Source organism: Pseudomonas sp. P105 (assembly GCF_032614175.1).
In the GTDB taxonomy this organism is placed as follows: Bacteria; Pseudomonadota; Gammaproteobacteria; order Pseudomonadales; family Pseudomonadaceae; genus Aquipseudomonas; species Aquipseudomonas rhizophila.
In genome coordinates, this window is record NZ_CP126693.1 from 202,681 (window position 1) to 223,426 (window position 20,746).

Consider the following 20,746-nt stretch of genomic DNA (forward strand, 5'->3'; position numbering starts at 1 on the left):
GCCGTTAAGCCACGGTCAGCTGTTGTTGTGATCGACCTTGATGGTCGGATCACTGCCGGCGATCAACGAGTTCAGGTTGATGTTCGACCAGTTGTTACCTTCCAGCTTGATCGTCACATCAGGGGTGGCCGCTGCGGCGTCGCCCGCGTTGAACTTGCCGGAGGTGCTGACCTGCAGCGACGACACGCCATCGACCGTGCTGATCTTCAGGAAGTTGTCGATGGTGCTGCCGGTTTCGCCCTGCAACAGATCCCGCAGGTCGATCCGGTCACCTTCGCTGGCCTTGAAGTCCTTGATCACGTCGGTGCCGGTGTCGCCGGACTTCCAGACAAAGGTGTCGCCACCCAGGCCACCGATCAGGGTGTCATTGCCCTGGCCGCCGATCAGCGTGTCGTTGCCTTTGCCGCCGAGCAGGATGTCATTGCCCTTGCCGCCGTTGAGCAGGTCGTTGCCGCCCTGGCCGAAGATGATGTCATTACCGGCACCGCCCAGCAGTGTGTCATTGCCATCGTTGGCACCGGACACATCGAAAGCGTTGTAGTGTTCGGTGATGTACTGGTGCACGTTGCTGGTGGTGACTTTGCTGACTTCCACACCGCTCTGCTGGGCCACGAAGGCCTGAATGGACTGATAACCTTCGCCGGCGATGCCATTGAAGCTCACCAGGTCGCCGAACAGGATGTCGTTGCCGTCTGCCCCGTTGACTGTGTCAGCGCCCGGCAGGGTCGCTTCGGTGTGTCCGATGATGGAGTCGGCCAGGTTCTTGGGATCGATGTTGGTCTGCGGAGTTTTGTCCGAGTCGTAGTCCTTCAGGTCGTCCAGCGTCACGCCTTTGTTCAGGCCGATGGCTTCCACGCCAGACACCGAACTCAACAGCGCGAAAGCGCTCAGGGAGTTGCTGGTGGTGGTCGAGCTGGTGCTGCTACCAGTGCCGTCGCGGTACGACAACTCGTAGGTACCATCACCTTGGGCGCGCAGAGTGCCCAGCTCCTCACTGCTCCAGTAACCGCCCCAGGACTTGTGCCAGGACTGCAGCGTGACGTTGCCGTCCGTGTCGACCTGGATGCGATGCTTGCTGTCCAGGTCGGCGCTGAACGTCTGGCCCAGCTTGTAGTTGGCTGTCGTGATGAGGCTGTCGAGCTTCACGTCGCCATACAAGGTCGGGTTCGTCTGCTCGCCGGACTGGTAGTAGGTCGGCTGGCCGTCGGTGATGAAGTACGTCAGGTTGGTCGCGCCGGTGTTGCTCAGCGCTTCGCTGCTCTTGAACCAGTTGGCCGTGGTCTTGAACACGTCCTCGTAGTTGGTGCCGCCGCCGGACACCATCGAGTCCAGCACGCTTTTGAGCAGCACGAGGGCGTTCGGGTCATTGAGGTTGACCGATACGGTTTTATTCACCTGGCTGTCGAAGTCCGCCAGGAAGATGTTCACCGTCCCGGAGTTGCCGCCCATGCTCTGTTTGAGGGTGTTGAACACCGACGTCAACGAGTCCTTGGCGGCTGTGACGGACGATGCGCTCATGCTGCCGGAGCTGTCGACCATGAAGGCGATGTTGTAGTTGACGCCTGGCACGACGGTCAGCCCGCCGATGTCGGCGACCACAATGTCGTTGCCGTCGGTGCCGGTGACGTTGTCACTGCCAGAGGTGGCCGTGGCGGAGTTGTAGACCGCCGGATAAATCGTGACCGGAATCTGCGCCGTGGTGGTTGCCGAGCCGCCGAGGGCTTCGGTGGAGGTCGAGGTTACGGTCAGGTTGAACTGGCCGTTGTAGTACGTCGGTGGCGTCAGGGTCAGGCTGCCCAGGTTCCAACCGGTGACCGAGGCTTCGCCATTGCTGCCCACGGTTGCGGTGTGGCCGGCCCCGTCACTCAGCACGCTGCCTTCTGGCATCCCCCCGATTTTCACGCTCAGGCTTTCCGAGCCATCGGTATCGGTCAGCGCCGTGGTGATCTTCGACAGGTTCACACTGCCGCCTTCGGCGCCTTCGTTGAGCTTGAAGCCGTCGTAGTAGCCTTCACCATTGGTGCCGTGCAGGTCCGAAACAGTCACGCCCGCATTCACCAGATCAGCCACGCCGGTATACAGCGGCACGCCGGCACTGCTCAGGTCGGTCGGGGTGCTGCCGTTGACCGACAGGTTCACGTCATAGCTGCCCGGGCCGGTCTGGTTGTGGTGGTAGATGTCCAGGGTGTAGTAGCCGCTGGTGGTCGGGGTGAACGAGCCATTGAGCTTGCCGCCCGCTCCCCAGGTGATGCCCGCGACATCCTTGCCACCGATGGTCACCAACAGGCTGTCATCGCCGGTACCGCTGAAGGTGTAGGTCTTGCCAGCTTCGAGGAAAATCAGGCCCGAGGTTTTCGACGCGGTGCCCGGATTCACGTTGCTGTCGGACTGCACGTTGTTCACGGTGGTGCTGCCGTTGGGGGTTCCGGCGGCATCGATCACCGACTTCAGCGTACCGGACGGCGCGCCGCTGCCATCGGTGCCCAGGCCCGACAGACCGGTCCAGACTTCCTTGACCAGACCAGTGGAGGTCACGGCGTTCCCGGCTACGTTGAGGGTTGGTGCGTCAGCGACCGGCGTGATGTCGATCTTCACGGTGCCGGTAGTGCCCAGCGCCTGACCGTCGGTTGGCTGGAACTTGATCTGCGCGTAATCGGATTTCTGATCGCCCACGCCGTTCGCGTTGCCGTTGGCGCCGGACTCATGGGTATCCGGTGTGAAGCGCAGTTTGCCGGCGTCGATGTCGGCCTTGGTGAAGGTCTGGTTGTTGGCCACGTCCTTCCACGTTGCACCGTCCAGATACTGCAACTTGCCGTCAGCGGGCAGTCCGGTGATTTTTACCCCAAGGCTGGATGCCGAACTGTCCACATCGCTGACACCAAAGGTCGACCAGCCAAGAATCAACGAGGTGTCTTCGGTACCGGTCACCGCGCCGCCGGTTGCGACCGGCGCATCGTTGACCCCGACCACGTTCACGGTGGTGGTGGCCGTGTTGGAGTAGTTTGTGCCGTCGGTCACCGTCACGGTGATGATGCGCGGCACGGTGCTCGGGTCGTCGCTGCTGTTGGTGAAGCTGATGTTCTTGATTTGCTGCATGTAGTCGGCCAGCGTCGCATTGCCCGACAGGGTCAGGGTGACCGTGCCGTTGGTGCTGTTGGCGTTGATGCTGATGCCGTTGACGCTGTTACCCAGGTTCAGCGCATCGCCGGGCTGACGGTTGGTCAGCACGATGGTGGCGCCGGTCAGCATCGTGCTGTCCGGGTCGGTGATTTTTAGGTCGGTGTCGCCGATGGACACGCCCGGACCGGTGGTGCCTTCGGTGAAGGTCACCTGGTAATCGGCGCCGGTCTTGCCGCTGGAGTTGTTGGCATCCAGGTCCAGTACCGGCGGTGCATCGTTGTCGATGATCGAGGTACTGACGCTGCCGTTGGTGCCGCTGACGGCCAGGTTTTCGAAGTTGCCGCCGGTGGCCGAGTCGATCTTGACCACGAAGTTTTCGGTACCTTCGGTGATCTTGTCGTCCAGCGTCGCCACGTTGAAAGTGGCGCTGGTGGCATTGGCCGGAATCTTCACGGTGTAGACGCCGGTGAAGTCCGTACCGTCGGCGGCGGTACCGCTGTAGACGATCTTGAGCGTCACTTCGGTTTGCGCCGGGTTCGTCAGGCTGACGGTGTACGTCGCGGCCTGGCCTTCGGTGACCGAGGTGCTGCCGGTGATGCTGACGATGGTGTTATCGACGGTATCGGTCACGTCGGTGACGGCTGGGGTGGTGCTCGGGACGAGGTTCTCGAAGTTGCCACCGGTGGCGTTGTCGATGCTGACTTCGACTTTGCCGGCGTCTTTGTAGACGTCGTCTTTTGGCGCTGCGACGGTGACGGTGCCAGTGGTGGCGCCGGCAGCGATGTTGATTACGGCGCCATTGCTCAGGGTCACGGTGACCGGAGTGCCAGCGGCGTTGGTCAGGGTTGCGGTGTAGGTGATTTGACCACCTTCGGCAACCGAATCGGTAGCGCTCAGGCTCAGGCCGGTCGAGTCCTGCACATCGGTAACGGTGGTGTCCGCTGGAGTGGCATCGATGTCCAGTTTTTCGTAGTTGCCGCCTTGAGCATCATCAATCTTGACGCTCAGGTTGTCGCCGCCGGCAAGGGCGTCGTTCTGGGTAACGAAATTGACCGAACCGCTGCTCGAACCGACCGGGATGGTGATGCTCTGGCCGTTCGACAGGGCGATTACCAGCGGAGCGCCGGTGACCGGAGCGTTGACCGAAGCGGTGTAAACCACGGTGCCGCCTTCGGCCACGGAGGAGGTCGCGGTCAGGCTGACAGTCGACGTGTCGATGGTATCGGTGACATCAGTCACTGCCGGAGTCGTGCTCGGAACGAGGTTCTCGAAGCTACCGCCAGTGGCGTTATCGATGCTGACTTCAACCTTGCCGGCGTCTTTGTAGACATCCTCGGTCGGAGCATCGACGGTGACGGTGCCAGTGGTGGCGCCGGCAGCGATGTTGATTACGGCGCCGTTGCTCAGGGTCACCGTGACTGGCGAGCCAGCGGCATTGGTCAGGGTTGCGGTGTAAACGATCGAACCGCCCTCAGCAACAGTGTCAGTGGCCGAGAGCGTCAGGCCAGTCGTGTCCTGCACATCTGTAACGGTGGTGTCAGCCGGAGTCGCGTCGATGTCCAGTTTTTCGTAGTTGCCGCCCTGGGCGTCGTCGATCTTCACGCTCAGGTTGTCGCCGCCGGCGAGGGCATCGTTCTGGGTCACGAAGTTGACCGAACCACTGCTGGAACCGACTGGAATGGTGATGCTCTGACCGTTCGACAGGGTGATCACCAGCGGAGCGCCGGTCACGGGAGCGTTGACCGAGGCGGTGTAAACGACAGTGCCGCCTTCAGCTACATTCGCGGTCGCAGTGAGCGAAACCGTGCTGGTATCAATGGTGTCGGTCACGTCGGTGACGGCTGGCGTGGTGCTTGGTATCAGGTTTTCGAAGTTACCGCCGGTGGCGTTATCGATGCTGACTTCAACCTTGCCGGCGTCTTTGTAGACGTCGTCAGTCGGCGCATCGACGGTCACGGTGCCAGTGGTGGCGCCGGCAGCGATGTTGATTACAGCGCCGTTGCTCAGTGTCACGGTGACCGGAGTACCAGCGGGGTTGGTCAGGGTTGCGGTGTAAACAATCGAACCACCTTCAGCAACAGTGTCAGTGGCCGAGAGCGTCAGGCCGGTCGTGTCCTGCACGTCAGTGACAGTCGTGTCCGCTGGAGTGGCATCGATGTCCAGTTTTTCGTAGTTGCCGCCCTGGGCGTCGTCGATCTTCACGCTCAGGTTGTCGCCGCCGGCGAGGGCATCGTTCTGGGTCACGAAGTTGACCGAACCGGAGCTGGAGCCGACCGGAATGGTGATGCTCTGGCCGTTGCTCAACGTTACGACCAGCGGAGCGCCGGTAACCGGAGCATTGACCGAAGCGGTGTAAACCACGGTTCCGCCTTCGGCCACGGAGGAAGTCGCGGTCAGGCTGACAGTCGAAGTGTCGATGGTATCGGTCACGTCGGTGACGGCTGGCGTGGTGCTTGGTACCAGGTTTTCGAAGTTACCGCCGGTGGCGTTATCGATGCTGACTTCAACCTTGCCGGCGTCTTTGTAGACGTCGTCAGTCGGCGCATCGACGGTCACGGTGCCAGTGGTGGCGCCGGCAGCGATGTTGATTACAGCGCCGTTGCTCAGTGTCACGGTGACCGGAGTGCCAGCGGGGTTGGTCAGGGTTGCGGTGTAAACAATCGAACCACCTTCAGCAACAGTGTCAGTGGCCGAGAGCGTCAGGCCGGTCGTGTCCTGCACGTCAGTGACAGTCGTGTCCGCTGGAGTGGCGTCGATGTCCAGCTTTTCGTAGTTACCACCCTGAGCATCATCGATCTTGACGCTCAGGTTGTCGCCGCCAGCGAGGGCATCGTTCTGGGTAACAAAGTTGACCGAACCGCTGCTGGAACCGACCGGAATGGTGATGCTCTGGCCGTTGCTCAACGTTACGACCAGCGGAGCGCCGGTCACCGGGGCGTTGACCGAAGCGGTATAAACCACGGTGCCGCCCTCAGCCACGGAGGAAGTCGCGGTCAGGCTGACGGTCGACGTATCGATGGTGTCGGTGACATCAGTTACTGCCGGAGTCGTGCTCGGCACCAGGTTTTCGAAGTTACCGCCGGTGGCGTTATCGATGCTGACTTCAACCTTGCCTGCGTCTTTGTAGACATCGTCAGTCGGCGCATCGACGGTCACAGTGCCAGTGGTGGCACCAGCAGCGATGTTGATTACAGCGCCGTTGCTCAGTGTCACGGTGACCGGAGTGCCAGCGGCGTTGGTCAGGGTTGCGGTGTAAACAATCGAACCGCCTTCGGCAACGGTGTCAGTTGCCGAGAGCGTCAGGCCGGTGGTGTCCTGCACGTCAGTGACAGTTGTGTCCGCTGGAGTCGCGTCAATGTCCAGTTTTTCGTAGTTGCCGCCCTGAGCATCATCAATCTTGACGCTCAGGTTGTCGCCGCCGGCAAGGGCATCGTTCTGGGTCACGAAGTTGACCGAACCACTGCTGGAACCGACTGGAATGGTGATGCTCTGGCCGTTGCTCAACGTTACGACCAACGGAGCGCCGGTGACTGGCGCGTTGACCGAGGCGGTGTAAACCACGGTGCCGCCTTCAGCCACATTTGCGGTCGCAGTGAGCGACACGGTGCTGGTGTCGATGGTGTCAGTGACATCGGTCACCGCTGGTGCGGTGCTCGGCACCAGGTTTTCGAAGTTACCGCCCGTTGCATTGTCGATGCTGACTTCAACCTTGCCAGCGTCTTTGTAGACGTCGTCCTTTGGCGCAGCGACGGTCACGGTGCCGGTGGTGGCGCCAGCAGCGATGTTGATTACGGCGCCGTTGCTCAGGGTCACGGTGACTGGCGAGCCAGCAGCGTTGGTCAGGGTTGCGGTGTAAACAATCGAACCGCCTTCGGCAACGGTGTCAGTTGCCGAGAGCGTCAGGCCGGTGGTGTCCTGCACGTCAGTGACAGTTGTGTCCGCTGGAGTCGCGTCAATGTCCAGTTTTTCGTAGTTACCGCCCTGGGCGTCGTCGATCTTGACGCTCAGGTTGTCGCCGCCGGCGAGGGCGTCGTTCTGGGTGACGAAGTTGACCGAACCACTGCTGGAACCGACTGGAATGGTGATGTTCTGACCGTTCGACAGGGTGATCACCAGCGGAGCGCCGGTAACCGGTGCGTTCACCGAAGCGGTGTAAACCACGGTGCCGCCTTCAGCCACGGAGGAAGTCGCGGTCAGGCTGACAGTCGACGTATCGATGGTATCGGTGACATCAGTCACTGCCGGAGTCGTGCTCGGAACGAGGTTCTCGAAGCTACCGCCAGTGGCGTTATCGATGCTGACTTCAACCTTGCCGGCGTCTTTGTAGACGTCGTCTTTTGGCGCATCGACGATGACGGTACCAGTTGTGGCGCCGGCGGCGATGTTGATTACAGCGCCGTTGCTCAGGGTCACGGTGACTGGCGAACCCGCGGCGTTGGTCAAGGTTGCGGTGTAAACGATCGAACCACCTTCAGCAACGGTATCGGTTGCACTCAAGGTCAGGCCGGTGGTGTCCTGCACGTCAGTGACAGTCGTGTCCGCCGGAGTGGCATCGATGTCCAGCTTTTCGTAGTTACCGCCCTGAGCATCATCAATCTTCACGCTCAGGTTGTCGCCGCCAGCAAGGGCGTCGTTCTGGGTCACGAAGTTGACCGAACCGGAGCTGGAGCCGACCGGAATGGTGATGCTCTGGCCGTTGCTCAACGTTACGACCAGCGGAGCGCCGGTAACCGGAGCATTGACCGAAGCGGTGTAAACCACGGTTCCGCCTTCGGCCACGGAGGAAGTCGCGGTCAGGCTGACAGTCGAAGTGTCGATGGTATCGGTTACGTCGGTGACGGCTGGAGTGGTGCTTGGCACCAAATTCTCGAAGTTACCGCCGGCGGCGTTATCGATGCTGACTTCGACCTTGCCGGCGTCTTTGTAGACGTCGTCTTTTGGCGCATCGACGGTCACGGTGCCGGTGGTGGCGCCGGCAGCGATGTTGATTACGGCGCCGTTGCTCAGAGTCACGGTGACTGGAGTGCCAGCGGCGTTGGTCAATGTCGCGGTGTAAACAATCGAGCCGCCTTCAGCAACGGTGTCAGTGGCCGAGAGCGTCAGGCCAGTGGTGTCCTGCACGTCAGTGACAGTCGTGTCCGCTGGAGTGGCATCGATGTCCAGTTTTTCGTAGTTGCCGCCCTGGGCGTCGTCGATCTTGACGCTCAGGTTGTCGCCGCCAGCGAGGGCATCGTTCTGGGTAACGAAGTTGACCGAACCACTGCTGGAGCCGACCGGGATGGTGATGCTTTGGCCGTTTGACAGGGTGATCACCAGCGGAGCGCCGGTCACGGGGGCATTGACCGAGGCGGTGTAAACGACAGTACTGCCTTCGGCCACATTCGCGGTCGCAGTGAGCGAAACGGTGCTGGTGTCGATGGTGTCAGTGACATCAGTCACCGCTGGTGCAGTGCTTGGCACCAGGTTTTCGAAGTTACCGCCCGTTGCGTTATCGATGCTGACTTCGACTTTGCCGGCGTCTTTGTAGACGTCGTCAGTCGGCGCATCGACGGTCACGGTGCCGGTGGTGGCGCCGGCGGCGATGTTGATTACTGCGCCGTTGCTCAAGGTCACCGTCACTGGCGAACCAGCGGCGTTGGTCAATGTCGCGGTGTAGGTGATTTGACCGCCTTCGGCAACGGTGTCAGTGGCCGAGAGCGTCAGGCCAGTGGTGTCCTGCACGTCAGTGACAGTCGTGTCCGCCGGAGTGGCATCGATGTCCAGCGTTTCGTAGTTACCGCCCTGAGCATCATCAATCTTCACGCTCAGGTTGTCGCCGCCAGCAAGGGCGTCGTTCTGGGTAACGAAGTTGACCGAACCGGAGCTGGAACCGACTGGAATGGTGATGCTCTGGCCGTTGCTCAACGTTACGACCAACGGAGCGCCGGTGACTGGCGCGTTGACCGAGGCGGTGTAAACCACGGTGCCGCCTTCAGCCACATTTGCGGTCGCAGTGAGCGACACGGTGCTGGTGTCGATGGTGTCAGTGACATCGGTCACCGCTGGTGCGGTGCTCGGCACCAGGTTTTCGAAGTTACCGCCCGTTGCATTGTCGATGCTGACTTCAACCTTGCCAGCGTCTTTGTAGACGTCGTCCTTTGGCGCAGCGACGGTCACGGTGCCGGTGGTGGCGCCAGCAGCGATGTTGATTACGGCGCCGTTGCTCAGGGTCACGGTGACTGGCGAGCCAGCAGCGTTGGTCAGGGTTGCGGTGTAAACAATCGAACCGCCTTCGGCAACGGTGTCAGTGGCCGAGAGCGTCAGACCGGTGGTGTCCTGCACGTCCGTGACAGTTGTGTCAGCTGGAGTCGCGTCGATGTCCAGTTTTTCGTAGTTGCCGCCCTGAGCGTCGTCGATCTTGACGCTCAGGTTGTCGCCGCCAGCAAGGGCGTCGTTCTGGGTCACGAAGTTGACCGAACCGGAGCTGGAGCCGACCGGAATGGTGATGCTCTGGCCGTTGCTCAACGTTACGACCAGCGGAGCGCCGGTAACCGGAGCATTGACCGAAGCGGTGTAAACCACGGTGCCGCCTTCAGCCACATTTGCGGTCGCGGTGAGCGAAACCGTGCTGGTGTCGATGGTATCGGTTACGTCGGTGACGGCTGGAGTGGTGCTTGGCACCAAATTCTCGAAGTTACCGCCGGCGGCGTTATCGATGCTGACTTCGACCTTGCCGGCGTCTTTGTAAACGTCGTCTTTTGGTGCATCGACGGTCACGGTGCCGGTGGTCGCGCCGGCAGCGATGTTGATTACTGCGCCGTTGCTCAGGGTCACGGTGACTGGTGAACCGGCGGCGTTGGTCAGGGTTGCGGTGTAAACAATCGAACCGCCTTCAGCAACGGTATCGGTTGCACTCAAGGTCAGGCCGGTCGAGTCCTGTACATCGGTAACGGTGGTGTCAGCGGGAGTCGCGTCGATGTCCAGTTTTTCGTAGTTGCCGCCCTGAGCATCATCAATCTTGACGCTCAGGTTGTCGCCGCCGGCAAGGGCGTCGTTCTGGGTGACGAAGTTGACCGAACCACTGCTGGAACCGACTGGAATGGTGATGCTCTGACCGTTCGACAGGGTGATCACCAGCGGAGCGCCGGTAACCGGTGCGTTCACCGAAGCGGTGTAAACCACGGTGCCGCCTTCAGCCACGGAGGAGGTCGCGGTCAGGCTGACGGTCGAAGTATCAATGGTGTCGGTGACATCAGTTACTGCCGGAGTCGTGCTCGGCACCAGGTTCTCGAAGTTGCCGCCGGTGGCGTTATCAATGCTGACTTCGACTTTGCCGGCGTCTTTGTAGACGTCGTCTTTTGGCGCATCGACGGTCACGGTGCCGGTGGTGGCGCCGGCAGCGATGTTGATTACGGCGCCGTTGCTCAGGGTCACGGTGACTGGTGAGCCAGCGGCATTGGTCAATGTCGCTGTGTAAACGATCGAACCACCTTCGGCAACCGAATCGGTAGCGCTCAGGCTCAGACCGGTGGTGTCCTGCACGTCAGTGACAGTCGTGTCAGCCGGAGTGGCATCGATGTCCAGTTTTTCGTAGTTGCCGCCCTGAGCATCATCAATCTTGACGCTCAGGTTGTCGCCGCCGGCAAGGGCATCGTTCTGCGTAACGAAGTTCACCGAACCGGAGCTGGAGCCGACTGGAATGGTGATGCTCTGACCGTTCGACAGGGTGATCACCAGCGGAGCGCCGGTAACCGGGGCATTGACCGAGGCGGTGTAAACCACGGTGCCGCCTTCAGCCACGGAGGAAGTCGCGGTCAGGCTGACGGTCGAAGTATCAATGGTGTCGGTGACATCAGTGACGGCTGGCGTGGTGCTTGGCACCAAATTCTCGAAGTTGCCACCGGTGGCGTTATCGATGCTGACTTCGACTTTGCCGGCGTCTTTGTAGACGTCGTCCTTTGGCGCATCGACGGTCACAGTGCCGGTGGTAGCGCCGGCAGCGATATTGATCACTGCGCCGTTGCTCAGAGTCACGGTCACTGGTGAACCAGCGGCGTTGGTCAGGGTTGCGGTGTAAACAATCGAACCACCTTCGGCAACGGTGTCAGTGGCCGAGAGCGTCAGGCCAGTGGTGTCCTGCACATCAGTAACGGTGGTGTCCGCCGGAGTCGCGTCGATCTCCAGTTTTTCGTAGTTGCCGCCCTGGGCATCATCAATCTTGACGCTCAGGTTGTCGCCGCCGGCAAGGGCATCGTTCTGCGTAACGAAGTTCACCGAACCGGAGCTGGAGCCGACTGGAATGGTGATGCTTTGGCCGTTGCTCAAGGTTACGACCAACGGAGCGCCGGTGACTGGCGCGTTGACCGAAGCGGTGTAAACCACGGTGCCGCCTTCAGCCACGGAGGAAGTCGCGGTCAGGCTGACAGTCGACGTATCGATGGTATCGGTGACATCAGTCACTGCCGGAGTCGTGCTCGGAACGAGGTTCTCGAAGCTACCTCCCGTGGCGTTATCGATGCTGACTTCGACCTTGCCGGCGTCTTTGTAGACGTCGTCTTTTGGTGCATCGACAGTGACCGTGCCAGTGGTGGCGCCAGCAGCGATGTTGATTACGGCGCCGTTGCTCAAGGTCACCGTCACTGGCGAACCAGCGGCGTTGGTCAAGGTTGCGGTGTAAACGATCGAACCGCCCTCAGCAACAGTGTCAGTGGCCGAGAGCGTCAGGCCAGTCGTGTCCTGCACATCTGTAACGGTGGTGTCAGCCGGAGTCGCGTCGATGTCCAGTTTTTCGTAGTTGCCGCCCTGGGCGTCGTCGATCTTCACGCTCAGGTTGTCGCCGCCGGCGAGGGCATCGTTCTGGGTCACGAAGTTGACCGAACCACTGCTGGAACCGACTGGAATGGTGATGCTCTGGCCGTTCGACAGGGTGATCACCAACGGAGCGCCGGTGACCGGTGCGTTGACCGAGGCGGTATAAACGACGGTGCCGCCTTCAGCCACATTCGCGGTCGCAGTGAGCGACACGGTGCTGGTGTCGATGGTGTCAGTGACATCGGTCACCGCTGGTGCGGTGCTCGGCACCAGGTTTTCGAAGTTACCGCCGGTGGCGTTATCGATGCTGACTTCAACCTTGCCTGCGTCTTTGTAGACATCGTCAGTCGGCGCATCGACGGTCACAGTGCCGGTAGTAGCGCCGGCAGCGATGTTGATTACAGCGCCGTTGCTCAGTGTCACGGTGACCGGAGTGCCAGCGGGGTTGGTCAGGGTCGCGGTGTAGACAATCGAACCGCCTTCGGCCACTTCAGTGGAAGCTGACAAACTCAGGCCGGTGGCGTCCACCGAGTCGGTAATCGTCGTCACGGCAGGTGTAGTGCTTGGCACCAGGTTTTCAAAGTTGCCGCCCGTTGCACCGGTGATGGTGGTGCTGACGGTGCTGCCATTGTTGTAGACGTCGTTGGCCGGGGTATCGACGTTGACGGTACCGGTGGTTTGTCCGGCGGCGATGGTGATGACCGAGCCATTGCTCAAGGTCACGGTCACCGGCGTCTGGGCCGGGTTGGTCAGGGTGGCGGTGTAGGTGATCTGGCCGCCTTCAGTGATGGTATCGCTGGCGGTCAAAGTCAGGCCGGTGGCGTCCACGGAATCGGTGATCGTCGTCACGGCAGGTGTAGTGCTTGGCACCAGGTTTTCAAAGTTGCCGCCCGTTGCACCGGTGATGGTGGTGCTGACGGTGCTGCCATTGTTGTAGACGTCGTTGGCCGGGGTATCGACGTTGACGGTACCGGTGGTTTGTCCGGCAGCGATGGTGATGACCGAGCCATTGCTCAAGGTCACGGTCACCGGCGTCTGGGCCGGGTTGGTCAGAGTCGCGGTGTAGGTGATCTGGCCGCCTTCGGTAACGGTGTTGCTGGCGGTCAAGGTCAGGCCGGTGGCGTCCACCGAGTCGGTGATCGTCGTAACGGCAGGCGTGGTGCTCGGCACCAAGTTCTCAAAGTTGCCGCCCGTGGCGCCGGTAATGGTGGTGCTGACGGTGCTGCCATTGTTGTAGACGTCGTTGGCCGGAGTGTCGACGTTGACGGTGCCGGTGGTTTGTCCGGCGGCGATGGTGATGACCGAGCCATTGCTCAAGGTCACGGTTACCGGCGTCTGGGCCGGGTTGGTCAGAGTCGCGGTGTAGGTGATCTGACCGCCTTCAGTGATTGTGTCGCTGGCGGTCAAGGTCAGGCCAGTGGCGTCCACCGAATCGGTGATCGTCGTCACGGCAGGCGTGGTGCTCGGCACCAGGTTCTCAAAGTTGCCACCCGTTGCACCGGTAATAGTGGTGCTGACGGTGCTGCCGTTGTTGTAGACGTCATTGGCCGGGGTGTCGACGTTGACGGTGCCGGTGGTCTGGCCCGCAGCGATGGTGATGACCGAGCCATTGCTCAAGGTTACGGTCACTGGCGTCTGGGCCGGGTTGGTCAGGGTGGCGGTGTAGGTGATCTGGCCGCCTTCGGTGACGGTGTTGCCGGCCGTCAAAGTGACGGTGGTGGTGTCCACAGTGTCGGTGATCTGGGTCACTGCCGGTGTGGTGGGCAAGGTCACGGCAATGCCGGTGCCGCCGGTAGTGCCGGTGACCGTGACGCTGATCTGGCTAGGGTCGTTATAGACGGTGTCGTTCGGCGCCAGGGGGACGTTGACGCTGCCGGTCAGTTGCCCGGCGGGAATCACGATCACTGCGCCGTTGGACAAGGTTACGGTCAGGTTGGTCTGAGGCGCCTGGGTGACGGTCGCGGTGTAGACCAGCACGCCGCCGGCCTCGGTCAGGGTCGGGGTGGCGCTCAGGGTCAACGTCGAATCAAGCACCGCGTTGGCAGTGGTATCGGCGTCGGTGTCGCCGCCGGTGATGTCATCGTCAGCGGCCGCGGCTGCGCTCAAACCCTCAGTCGGGAACCCGATGGTCGGGTCGACGCTGCCAGCGGTGGCATCCAGCATCACAACGCTGTGGCCGCCACCGGCGGCCCCACCCGTACCTGCAGCAGTGGCGCCAGCGGCGGTGGCTTCAAGGGCGGTCGTCGGGTCGACGCCGGCGGCAATGGCCTGCTGCAGTTCTTCTACCGACGGCGCAGCCTGGGCTGTGGCCTGGGCGAGATCGGTGGAGGAGTCCGGGGCATTGGCGCTCCACTGGGTGTCGCGACCCAGGTCCAGCGTGCGCCCATCGGCCAGTTCCAATGTAACGGCGCCAGCAGCGCCGGTGTCCAATTGATCGCCTGTGGACAGGCGGTCACCTTCAATGAGCACACGCCGGATGCCTTCGGGGGATACGACGAAAACCTGACCAACAATGCTTTTGACGACGGCAATAACACTGCTCATTGAAGACTCTCCGGGTGCCACGTTCAGTAGACTTCCATGTACCGAACAGCCTCTGGCTGCGCCGGTCTGGACGCTCTTGCTTCGCTAAATAAGGTTGTTTTGACGCTTCATGACGTCAATATTTTGGCTTGTTTTTTTGATTTTTTTGTTTATGCCAAACTATTGACCTTCTGCTGGCCATCCTAAACAATCGCTTCAGTAATGTCACATTGATATTTAAGCGGCGACCTGTTCTTTCGGTGCATGATTCACTGCCTGTTTCGAACTTTCCGACATACGGTCATCCCGGTTGCCATCATCCGATGCAGCGCCACCTTTCGCTGTGATTCAAGACAAGAGTTTCGGGAATAATCCAACCATGCGTTTGCACCTGTTCAAGGCTTTACCTTTCGCCCTCGCCGCCAGTTTCGTACAAGCACAAACCTTGCCGCAGGCTATGCAACAGGCGCTGGATGTCCATCCTGAGATTCAGGCCGGTGTGAACAGCCGGCTGGCGGCGGACTACCAACTCAAGGCCGCTAAAGGCGGCTACCTGCCTAGAGTGGACCTTGCGGCGGGGTACGGTCGCGAAGGTACTGACAGTGTGACGACCCGCTCGGGCAGCAATAATCATTGGGAAACCTTGAACCGTAGCGAGTCCAGCCTGCGCCTGACGCAAATGGTTTTTGACGGTTTTGCGACGTCCAGCGAAGTGGGGCGTCAACAAGCCACCGTGAATGCCCGTGCCTATTCCTTGCTGGACGCGTCCGAGCGCACCGGATTGACCGTGGCCCAGGTTTATCTGGACGTGCTGACCCGACGCGAGTTCGTACGTCTGGCTGAGGAAAACCTCAAGAGTCACGAGCGCATCTTCGATCAAATCAAGCTGCGCACCGACCGTGGCGTGGGCAGCGGCGCCGATCTGGATCAGGCTGAGGCGCGCATGGCCCAGGCCCGCAACAACCTGATCACCGAGCAGACCAACCTGGCCGACGCCGAGACCAACTACCTCAGCGCCGTGGGCCAGATGCCCGACCAGCTGGAACGTCCCGCCGATTTTCTGGCGCTGTTGCCGGCCAACCTGAACGAAGCCCGTGCCCAGATGCTGGAGAACAGCCCGGTGTTGCGTTCCGCCGAAGCCGACATCGCGGCCGCCGAGCAACAGTACGAAGCCGCCAAGTCGAGCTTCTACCCCCGCTTCGACGCCGAGTTGGGCCGTACCGCCGACAACGATCTGGATGGTCAGAACGGTCACAACAACGAATGGCAAGCCATGCTGCGCATGCGTTTCAATCTGTACGCCGGTGGTAGCAACAAGGCGGATCTGGAGTCCAAGTCGTATCTGTCGAGCCAGGCCCTGGACATCCGCAACAACGCCCTGCGTCAACTGACTGAAGAGTTGGGCCTGGCCTGGAACGCCCTCAACAACGCCAACGCCCAGGTACCGATTGCCCAGCAGTACGTCGATCACAGCGCCAACGTACGCACCGCCTACCAGCGGCAGTTCGGTCTCGGCGAGCGGACCCTGCTCGACTTGCTCGACAGCGAAAACGAGCTGTTCAGCGCCTCCCGCCGCCTGGCGGAGATCAAGAACGTGCAGTTGTTCAGCCAATACCGGATCAAGGCAACCATGGGGCAGTTGCTCAAAAGTCAGGGGGTTGTCGCGCCGTTGGCATCCGTTGTGCAGAATGACGTCAAGCCCAGGGTCCAGTTGCCTGGGATGAATTGAGTCATCCATCCCGTTTTGATCAGCAAAGAGTGCCCAGCGTGGAATCAGAAGTCAGTCGAGCCGAACTCATCCATGATCCACGCACGCTGCACGACGACCCATTGCTGGACGGCTTGCTGGCGCTTTGCATGCTCCATCAGAAGCCGGCCAGCGCGGCGATGCTCACCACCGGCCTGCCGTTGCCCAAGCAACGGCTGAGCGTCGAATTATTGTCGCGAGCGGCAGCACGTGCCGGTCTGCAAGGCCGGGTGCTGCAACGCAAGCTCGAGCAGATACCGACCATCGCCATGCCGGCCCTGCTGTTGCTCAAGGATGGTCGTAGCGCGGTGTTGCTCGGCTGGGTCGGCGATGACCAGGCGCGTCTGCTGCTCAGCGAAAGCGATGGCGGCGAAGTGACGGTCAGCCGTGAACTGCTGGCCGACGACTACAGCGGTAAAGTGTTCTTCGCTCAACCGCAACACAAATTCGACGTGAACCACGGCACGCTCATTCCTCGGGCGCGTTCGTGGTTTCGCGACACGCTCAAGCGGTCGCGCTGGCTGTACGCCGACGCCATCGCTGCCAGCTTGCTGATCAATATTATCGCCATGGCGGCGCCGCTGTTCGTGATGAACGTTTACGATCGCGTGGTACCGAACCAGGCCGAGTCCACCCTGTGGGTGCTGGCGATCGGTATTACCGGCGCCTATGTGTTCGACCTGATCCTCAAGATGTTGCGCAGCCTGTGCCTGGACCTGGCCGGCAAGAAAACCGACCTGATCATTTCGGCTACGTTGTTCGAGCGCATCGTTGGCATGGCCATGAAGTATCGCCCGGCACGGGTGGGCAGCTTTGCCCAGAACATCCATGAATTCCAAAGCCTGCGGGACTTTCTCGCCTCGCTGACCCTTACCAGCCTGATCGACCTGCCGTTCACCTTGCTGATTTTCATGGTCATCGCGATCCTCGGCGGGCATCTGGTATGGATTCCGGTGCTGGCCTTTCCGATTGCCCTGCTGATCGGCTACGCCTTGCAAAAGCCCCTGGTGGCGACCATGGAGCGAACCATGGCCCTGGGTGCCGAGCGTCAATCCAGCCTGATCGAAACCCTGGCCGGCCTGGATGCGGTGAAGGTCAACAACGCCGAGAGCGAGCGCCAGTATCAGTGGGAACAAACCATTGGCACCCTCAGCCGCCTCGAGCTGCGGGTCAAGATGCTGTCCGGCCTGGCGATGAACATCACCTTGCTGATCCAGCAGTTGGCCGGGGTGATCATGATTGTCTTCGGCGTCTATCAGATCATTGCCGGCAACCTGAGCATGGGTGGGTTGATCGCTTGCTACATGCTCAGTGGCCGCGCCCTCAGCCCGCTGGCGTCGCTGTCGGGGCTGCTGACTCGCTACCAGCAGGCGCGGGTGACCATGGTTTCGGTCGATCAGATGATGGAGCTGCCTCAGGAACGCAATTTCGAAGAGCGCCCGTTGAGCCGCAAGGTCTTGCAGGGTGCCATTGAATGCCGTCAGTTGAATTTCACCTACCCCAACCAGCAGAACGCTGCGCTGAAGAACATCAACCTGGTGATCAAGCCCGGGGAAAAAATCGGCATCATCGGTCGTAGCGGCTCGGGCAAGAGTTCCCTGGCCAAGTTGCTGGTGGGCCTGTATCAACCGGACGACGGGGCACTGTTGGTGGATGGCGTGGACATTCGCCAGATCGACGTCAGTGAGCTGCGCCATAACATCGGTTACGTGCCACAGGATATCCAGCTGCTGGCCGGCACCTTGCGGGACAACCTGACCTCCGGCGCCCGTTACGTCGAGGACGAACTGGTGCTCCAAGCCGCCGAACTTGCCGGTGTGCATGAGTTCGCACGCCTGCATCCGCAAGGCTATGAGCTACAAGTTGGCGAGCGCGGGCAGAACCTGTCCGGCGGCCAGCGACAGAACGTCGCCCTGGCCCGCGCGCTGCTGCTCAACCCGCCCATCCTGCTGTTGGATGAACCCACCAGCGCCATGGACAACACCGGTGAGGAACGCTTGAAACAGCGCCTGGCCGCTGTGGTGGAAAACAAGACCGTGCTGCTGGTGACGCATCGGGCATCCTTGCTGTCGCTGGTGGACCGCCTGTTGGTGATCGACCGTGGGCAGATCCTCGCCGACGGCCCGAAAGCCGCGGTGATGGAAGCGTTGAAGAAGGGGCAGATCAGTGTTGCTTAAGTCGGGTTTGAAAAATGCCGTGGGCCGCTATTTCAAGGGCTCGGATTCGCTGCATGGCCAGCCTCTGCCTGAGGTCAACAAAGCCCTGATCGAAGACGCTCCGCGAGTGGTGCGGCTGACGATCTGGGGGATCATCGGCTTCTTTGTCTTCCTGTTGCTGTGGGCCAACTTCGCGCAGGTCGACGAAGTGACCAAGGGCGACGGCAAGGCGATTCCGTCGTCCAAGATCCAGAAGATCCAGAACCTGGAAGGCGGGATCGTTGCCGAGCTGTTTGTCAGCGAAGGGCAGATCGTCGAGGCCGGCGCGCCGTTGATTCGCCTGGATGACACTCGGTTTGTCTCTAATGTGGGGGAGACCGAGGCTGATCGCTTGTCCATGTTGTTGCGGGTCGAGCGGCTGAGTGCCGAAGTCGATGACCGGCCGCTGAACTTCCCGGAGGACGTGCTCAAGGCGGTTCCGCGCCAGGCCGCCAGCGAAGAGTCGCTGTACATCAGCCGCCGCCAGCAACTGCACGATGAAATCGGCGGGTTGCAGGAGCAGTTGATCCAGCGTCAGCAGGAGTTGCGCGAGTTTGTTTCCAAGCAGTCGCAGTACCGCTCCGCCCTGTCGTTGCAACGCCAGGAGATCAACATGTCCGAGCCGCTGGTAGCCCAGGGCGCGGTGTCACCGGTGGAAGTGCTGCGGCTCAAGCGGGCTGAAGTCGAAACCCGTGGACAACTCGACGCCACGACACTGGCGATTCCCCGCGCTGAATCGGCGATCAAGGAAGTGCAGCGCAAGATCGATGAGACGCGTGGCAAGTTCCGCAGCGAAGCCCTGACCCAACTCAATGAGGCGCGTACCGACCTGAACAAGGCCCAGGCCACCGGCAAGGCTTTGGAGGATCGGGTAAGCCGTACACTGGTCACCTCGCCGGTGCGGGGTATCGTCAACAAGTTGCTGGTGAACACCATCGGCGGGGTCATCCAGCCCGGCAGTGACCTGGTGGAAATCGTGCCCCTGGACGACACCCTTCTGGTGGAAGCGAAAATCCGTCCCCAGGACATCGCCTTCCTGCACCCCGGCCAGGACGCCACGGTGAAATTCACCGCGTACGACTACACCATTTACGGTGGGCTGAAAGCCAAGCTGGAGCAGATCGGCGCCGACACCATCACCGACGAAGACAAGAAAACCACTTACTACATCATCAAGCTGCGCACCGAGCGCAGTCATCTGGGTACCCCTGAAAAACCCCTGTTGATCATCCCGGGCATGGTGGCCTCGGTGGACATCATCACCGGCAAGAAAACCGTACTCAGTTACCTGCTCAAACCCATCATCAAGGCCCGGGCCGAGGCGTTGCACGAGCGGTAGTGTTTGAGCGGGCCTCCTCGTCACAATTGCTGAGTTGTCTGGGCTGACGTCGTCGCGAGCAGGCTCGCTCCCACAGGGTGACTGGCTGTGTCGCGATAGTGCTTTGCCACGGTAGGACTAGAGGTATCGGAGCTGGGCGTCGGTATATCCGGCTGCAGGGGGTTACCAGTAATCCGGTTTGATAGCGGGGGCTTTGTGGGTGGGTACTCGGGTGGGGAACTGGTGGGATTGGAGTTCCTCGCAGGTGACAACGCGGCGTGTCCAGTGGGCGTGCTGCTTTAGCGAACCTGGAGACGGGCGATTCAGCTCGGCTCTGTGGGGAAGAATGACGCCGACGGTTATTTCAGGAAAGTCTTCTCGTACGGCTCTCAAGGCCGGCGTCATGTCGGTGTCGCTGGATACAAGCACCAACTGCTCCAACCGTTCATGATGCTTCAGTTTCGTTTGCTTGGCAGCGGTTCGATACATGCTGATTGCCATGTGAACGTCCGTTTCTTTCTCCTCCAGCTTCCAGATGTCGACTTTGTCGTTGCGAGACGCTTTCGTCTTTCTATCAATAAAGCGAGGGGCCTTGGCAGGTTCAAGTTGATGGTGACCGTAATGGACACAGATATGGGTGCTTTTCAAGGCGCGAATATAAGTGTCTTGCGCTTCTTTTGATGCTTGACCCCGGGTGGCCAATGACGGTTTGACCGAGGAGGTGAAGTAATCAACCGAGGAAGTGGTGCTCTGCGGATTTTCGATATGCGCGATATGCGACAACAGACTTCGCAGATCCAGCCACTTGTAAGGTGTGTCCGCGAGCAGCCCATAGAACAGGTTGTAGCCATCTACAAAAAATGCGGTTCGCACAAGCTCAATCCCCAGAAACGAAAAAACCGGCCTAAGCCGGTTTTTTCACCCCAACGGCCAGAAAATTGAATCTCTGCGTACGGGGTTGAGTAAAGCCATCCTAAGTTGAGCGTGACATGGCGTCAACTGCTGTTTGGTTTACCTTTTTTCACCGGCAGATCAGTGTTGAGCGTATGCGCG

The 20,746-nt window shown here is 60.6% G+C and carries 5 protein-coding genes; 3 read left to right on the top strand and 2 right to left on the bottom strand.

From position 1 onward, the window contains the following. Window positions 1–15: 15 nt before the first annotated feature. Window positions 16–14,454, bottom strand: coding sequence for an immunoglobulin-like domain-containing protein (locus QOM08_RS00940; RefSeq protein ID WP_316912444.1), 14,439 nt, complete (start codon window positions 14,452–14,454; stop codon window positions 16–18). Between the two features lie 358 nt (window positions 14,455–14,812). Between QOM08_RS00940 and QOM08_RS00945 the strand changes: the two genes are divergently transcribed. The 3 genes from QOM08_RS00945 to QOM08_RS00955 are packed head-to-tail and all read left to right on the top strand — an operon-like array spanning window position 14,813 to window position 19,714. Next, window positions 14,813–16,162, top strand: coding sequence for a TolC family outer membrane protein (locus QOM08_RS00945; RefSeq protein WP_139048780.1), 1,350 nt, complete (start codon window positions 14,813–14,815; stop codon window positions 16,160–16,162). A 38-nt stretch (window positions 16,163–16,200) separates the two neighbouring features. Then, on the top strand, window positions 16,201–18,357 hold the full coding sequence (locus QOM08_RS00950) for a type I secretion system permease/ATPase (RefSeq protein WP_188251736.1): 2,157 nt from the start codon (window positions 16,201–16,203) through the stop codon (window positions 18,355–18,357). Then, the gene (locus tag QOM08_RS00955; RefSeq protein WP_047230443.1) at window positions 18,347–19,714 is read left to right on the top strand and encodes an HlyD family type I secretion periplasmic adaptor subunit; all 1,368 of its coding nucleotides are present in this window, start codon (window positions 18,347–18,349) and stop codon (window positions 19,712–19,714) included. The genes QOM08_RS00950 and QOM08_RS00955 overlap by 11 nt, the downstream gene beginning before the upstream one ends. A 162-nt stretch (window positions 19,715–19,876) precedes the next feature. Here the strand turns inward: QOM08_RS00955 and QOM08_RS00960 are convergent, their stop codons facing one another. Then, window positions 19,877–20,566, bottom strand: coding sequence for an NYN domain-containing protein (locus QOM08_RS00960; RefSeq protein WP_188251737.1), 690 nt, complete (start codon window positions 20,564–20,566; stop codon window positions 19,877–19,879). Window positions 20,567–20,746 lie beyond the last annotated feature (180 nt).